At 40.6% G+C, this 5344-nt stretch carries 4 protein-coding genes; all 4 read left to right on the top strand.

What is annotated here, in order from left to right:
* The first annotated feature begins 737 nt into the window (after positions 1 to 737).
* The 4 genes from VB693_RS28645 to VB693_RS28660 all read left to right on the top strand — a co-directional run bounded on the left by VB693_RS28645 (position 738) and on the right by VB693_RS28660 (position 5239).
* Positions 738 to 1031: a HetP family heterocyst commitment protein gene (locus VB693_RS28645; RefSeq protein WP_190699620.1), complete on the top strand. Its 294-nt coding sequence runs from the start codon at positions 738 to 740 to the stop codon at positions 1029 to 1031.
* Between the two features lie 101 nt (positions 1032 to 1132).
* Positions 1133 to 1978 (top strand): indole-3-glycerol phosphate synthase TrpC, encoded by an 846-nt coding sequence (trpC, locus tag VB693_RS28650; RefSeq protein WP_323269231.1) that lies wholly within the window; start codon positions 1133 to 1135, stop codon positions 1976 to 1978.
* Between the two features lie 300 nt (positions 1979 to 2278).
* Positions 2279 to 3526, top strand: a complete 1248-nt coding sequence (locus VB693_RS28655) for a hypothetical protein (protein WP_323269232.1) — start codon at positions 2279 to 2281, stop codon at positions 3524 to 3526.
* A gap of 99 nt (positions 3527 to 3625) precedes the next feature.
* Complete coding sequence (locus tag VB693_RS28660) at positions 3626 to 5239, top strand: iron uptake porin (RefSeq protein WP_323269233.1); 1614 nt, start codon at positions 3626 to 3628, stop codon at positions 5237 to 5239.
* The last annotated feature ends 105 nt before the right edge of the window (positions 5240 to 5344 follow it).

Genomic DNA, 5344 nt, shown 5'->3' on the forward strand with positions numbered 1-5344 from the left:
GGGTCTAACAAAAAAATAATCATATATATAATGTCCAAGATTGAGTAATCTTAGCAAAGAAGCTGCTTCTGCAAAACGGTTCATCTTTAGGGGTGGGATTAACTAGATATTTATTCAGCAGATCAAGATGCTGACTAGTGAAATTCACCCCTATTTTCAATAACTATTTGTAGGCATCTGCTAGTTTACCTGTGCTTTAGTGTCAATATCTTGTTGTTGAGATAGCAAAATTGGCTGGATCATGAAGTGATAGAACCGATTGTCTGTCTACATCGATGGGCTACACTCCGTCAAACATACCAAAAAAATCATCCCATGATTTGCAATTCACTCTCTTATAAGAGCAAATTAACCGTCCCACCAAGTAATGGGACTTAGTGCTGTATCTACCCGATGAACTAGTCAGAACACTTCGTCTTCAGTATGACTTTGCCACAACTGATGGCAACACCGCGCATCTACCAAGAATAGTCCAATCAATAGTCCGAACGTCATACTGCAAGTACAAGAGAAACAATTACCAAAGTAGCCGCATTGTTTGCAACTATTTGCCGTGCTATGTCCACCGGCAAAACATATGTCGGTATAAACACAAATAAATCAAACAATTTTAGAACAATTAAATGTCCTGTTTGATTTTGTCTATCCTTAACGATTGGTTAACATCAGTTTAGCTGACCAAATTTTCTTTAAAAGTCTTGTAAAAAAGACTGAAGATTTCATCATCAGGGAATGCTATGTATCAACAAAATACCAATTACAATTCACAGAATGTCAAAAAAATCAATAACGAACAAATAGAACAAATTATCAAGGCAATTATCGCCGGAAAGTATTCTTGGGCTTGCGTTTTACTGCTCCGTTTCTCCGGCTATAATCCTATGGAATACATTCCATACCGCACTTATATTCGCTTACTCAAAAATAACTGCCTAGCCAAACCAAACAATATCAATCAATCAGATACGTCAGAAGTTTTTCATGTGCAATCAAGCTGGATGCAAAATAAAAATATAGGACTGACAAACTAAGTTTATCTGTTAGCAGCGAGTGCAGATATTGATGAGTGATGAGTACTGAATCCAGCACTCATACACTCCTTCTTAGTCACCCCATTTCCTATAGCCACTTTATGATGTACCCAGTTAGTTCCTTTAATATCACCCGTCTGCAACCCATTCTCAGAGAGATTGTGTGGCAGAAAAAACAAGAAGTAACCCAACTACATCAACAGATGTCGTTAGCTTCGCTGCAACGTCAGTTAACAGCTGCGCCAACAGTACGAGACTTCTTAATAGCTTTGCAGCAAAACCCCCATAAACCCAGCCTGATTGCAGAAATTCAAAAAGCATCACCCAGTCACGGAATGATCCGTAAAGACTTTGATCCGATCGCGATCGCTCAAGCCTATGAACAAGGTGGAGCAACGTGCATTTCCGTGATCACCGACAGGTCTTTTTTTCAAGGCAGTTTTGATATTTTACGTATTCTTCGCAAAAGAATCACATTACCTTTACTATGCAAAGAATTTATTATTGATCCCTGCCAAATTTATTTAGCACGAGCCGCAGGTGCAGATGCTGTACTCCTAATGTCCTCTATCCTCACCGATAGAGAACTGCAAGACTTTTTACGCATCATTCACTATTTGGGGATGAATGCTCTAGTAGAAGTACATACCTTAGAAGAACTCGATCGGGTACTAATGCTGGACGACATTCGCCTCATCAACATTAACAACCAAAGCCTTGCAGACTTTAGCATTGATCTCAGCACTACTCAAAACCTCTTAGCAGCCAGGCGATCGCAACTGCAAAGTTTGGGTGTGACAGTAGTCGTTGAATCTGGATTGTATGCACGCACCGATTTATCTTTAGTGGCTCAAGCTGGTGCTAATGCAGTTTTAGTAGGAGAATCTTTAATTAAAGAGACAGATATCAAACAGGCTGTACATAGGTTACTCAAAGGGGATAATTAGTTTTCAACTCTAACCTCAGTCGGTAAACAGGGAGGGGAAATAAAAATTTTTTTGTTTATCTTCAGGAATTACCTCAAGAAAAATTGTAGTAACCATTACTTATCTCAGCGAAACCCTTACCCCTGCTAAACCCAGGGGTTTTTATTTAGATTTTCCAGAAGCATCTTCATGGTTTTATCTTGCCCAAGATATTGTTCATTAAACGTAATATAAAAAATAGAGAAACTTTGTACAAATCTATGTAGTCTTAAATATAGTCAATATCAGTATATTTAACATCAATACTCAAGGTACAAAGAGATGAAGTGGCGGAATTGGTCATTACATCAAAGATTAATTGTTACTACCTTCTTAACCTTAACTTGGATAACCCCAACGTTAGCCCAAACAGACAAACCCCTCACCCGTGCGGAAGTCTATAAACTCATTCCCAGCGTTCAACTACTACTACATAATCAAACTCAACGACCTGCACAACGCAATGATGTCATAGTTCCCAGAGACGCAGTTAAAACCGGAGTTAGTTCAGAAGCGCAACTATTTTTCAACGATAAATCCCTGATTCGGGTCGATCAAAAAACTACCTTTCGTTTTGATCCAGGGTATCGTCGCTTTAACTTGCCAAATCTGATTGCCTTGGGTGAAATTATACCTAACGTAGAGAATGGCAGAGCTTTAATTTTAACTCCACCGGGAAGTGTCGTTACAGTCGTAGAAACACCAGGCAGTCAGATTAGAATTCTAGCAGCAGATTGTGCGATCGCCAGAAATAACCAAACTCCGATAAATACTCAAAATAGCCCTATATGTAAACCAGCCCCAAAAGCTACCGCCGTCCTGGTAGCGCATCACCAAGAAAGCAACACCACTCAAGTTTTTGCCCTCACTGATGGAGATATTAACATCTCCGACTCCCAAGATAAAAAAACCGTCGCTTTAAAAGGCGGTCAAACAGTAGCCATCAGAAATGGCATAGTTGGGAATCCCCAAGAATTTGACTTACCAGCTTTTTATAAAACCATTTCCCTCGCTTCTGGTTTAGGGCCAGGACAAGAGAAATTATTAGCTCAAGAATCGACCCCAGTCCAAGAAACACTCAAGGCTATACGGATAGAAACCTTAGCCGCACTCAAAAATCAAGCTCAAAGGTTTAGAGGATTTACCAGAACATTTCTCTCTGATGCCCTTAATGGTACAGAAGGAGATTTGAATCCTCGTCCCGGCGTTTCAGTAAGAATTATTAATCCGGAAGTTGTTACCGGGACATACTATAAAACATCCGAAAATACCGCCATTTTTTACCCTGATAATAATCCCAATGCTCCTAAAAATATTACAGTAGATTTTGACCAGAAAACTATCACCATTGATGGGAATACAGGAGTCTCTAGTAATGCTGGATTAAGTGGCAATAATGCTAGGGGTTCAGTCATCAATGCTAATGGTCAAATCACCCAACTAGACGTGATTGGAGTTAACGGTGAAAAACCACAAGATAACGTTGGCTATCGAGGAACTTTAACAACTGGGATAAGACGCGGACGCTAGCACCGCTACGCGGAAGTCAAAAGTCAAAAGTCAAAAGTCAAAATCAAGAGAACATAATAGTTTTGTTGATTTGAATTTGTTTATCAGGTGTGAGGATTGATGTTTAATAAAAGTGTTTTATTGCTCCTATCTGGAGCATTAGTATTGGGTGTAGATACATCTGTTTTGGCAGAAAATCAGCCAATTTTAGATAACCAACCAGTAATTAACCCAGAAATTACGCAAACAGATAATTGCACCCAAAGCCAATGTAAGCAACTAGCCCAAAATCAAGAACGGGTGACATCTGTATCACAATTATCTGATGTGCAACCTAGTGATTGGGCTTTTGTCGCCTTACAATCATTAGTAGAAAGGTATGGTGTCATAGCAGGTTATCCCAACGGCACATTTAAAGGCGATCGCGCCATGACTCGCTATGAATTTGCTGCCGGATTAAATGCAGTATTAGATAAAATTGATCAGTTAATTACGGCTGGGTTAGCAGACACAGTTGAAAAAGTAGATTTAGTAACACTGCAAAAATTAAGAGAAGAATTTACTCCCGAATTAGCCACCTTAAGAGGCAGAGTAGATGCTTTAGAAGCACGCACCGCCAACATTGAATCTCAACAATTTTCCCCCACCGTAGTATTAGGTGGACAAACCATATTTGGGTTAGCTGGGGGTTTTGGTGGTAATCGTCCAGGCGACGGAGAAGCTAACCCAATTTTTACTTATCTCACCCAAATACAATTAGCGTCTTCCTTTACAGGTAAAGACCGATTTCGATTAGCCTTAGTCAGTGGAAATGCTGCAAATGATAGCTTTGGCAATCCTACAGCATTCAACACCAACATGGCGAGATTAGCTTGGCAGGCAGATTATGACAATCAAGTCAGACTAGACTCTCTAGAATATCGCGTTGCCGGATTAGGCGATCGCGTCGTCTTCACCTTCAAACCCGTAGGCTTTAGTTTAAGTAGCGTTCTCAGCGTCAACTCACCCTACGCCGATGCAGGACAAGGCGCGATTTCTCTGTTTGCTGGTTCAACTTCCATCTTGAAAATTGGCAGTCTCGATGCAGGTTTAGGTTTTGATTGGTTAATGTCTGACCAAATGCGGTTACAACTCGCCTACGGGACGAGAACTAGCAACGACACCAGTCAGGGTTTATTTGGTGCAGACTACAGTGCTTTGGGAGTGCAGTTATTATACAAGCCTACCCCCTCCTTAATTACAGGTTTAGCTTATGTTAATGCTTACTCTAGTAACGCTCAATTAGATACAGGGACAGGTAGCAACAACGCCGATACCTCCGGCGGTATTAATGAACCATCACAAATTCACGGTCTTAACGCCAGCCTGAAATGGCAACTCACCGATCAGTTAGTGCTTGGTGCTTGGGGTGGTATCGTCGTCACAGATTCCCTCAAATCAGATGCAGTCATTCTCAGCAGCACCTACACCGCATCTTTAGGTGTGTATGATCCCTTTGGCAGAAAAGGAGACTTATTAGGGTTCGTCTACGGTCAACCACTAAAATTAAATAACGGCCTTGCAGTTGCAGATATAGATACTGGTAACTCAACTCACTACGAAGTTTTTTACCGTTATTTAGTTAACGATAATATCTCCATCACTCCCGGCTTTTTTATCGTCACCGACCCCGACCATTTTTCTAGAAACAACGATATTTTTGTGGGTACTATTCGTACTACCTTTAGTTTTTAATCATAGTGCGATCGCATAATCCTGTTGTCAAATCTGCGCTGCGATCGCTACTTTTCAACCTGCTAGCGACCCCTAAAAATACTCACTACTCAGCACTAACTATTC

It is taken from the genome of Anabaena sp. UHCC 0399 (assembly GCF_034931465.1).
GTDB classification, from domain to species: domain Bacteria; phylum Cyanobacteriota; class Cyanobacteriia; order Cyanobacteriales; family Nostocaceae; genus Trichormus; species Trichormus minutissimus.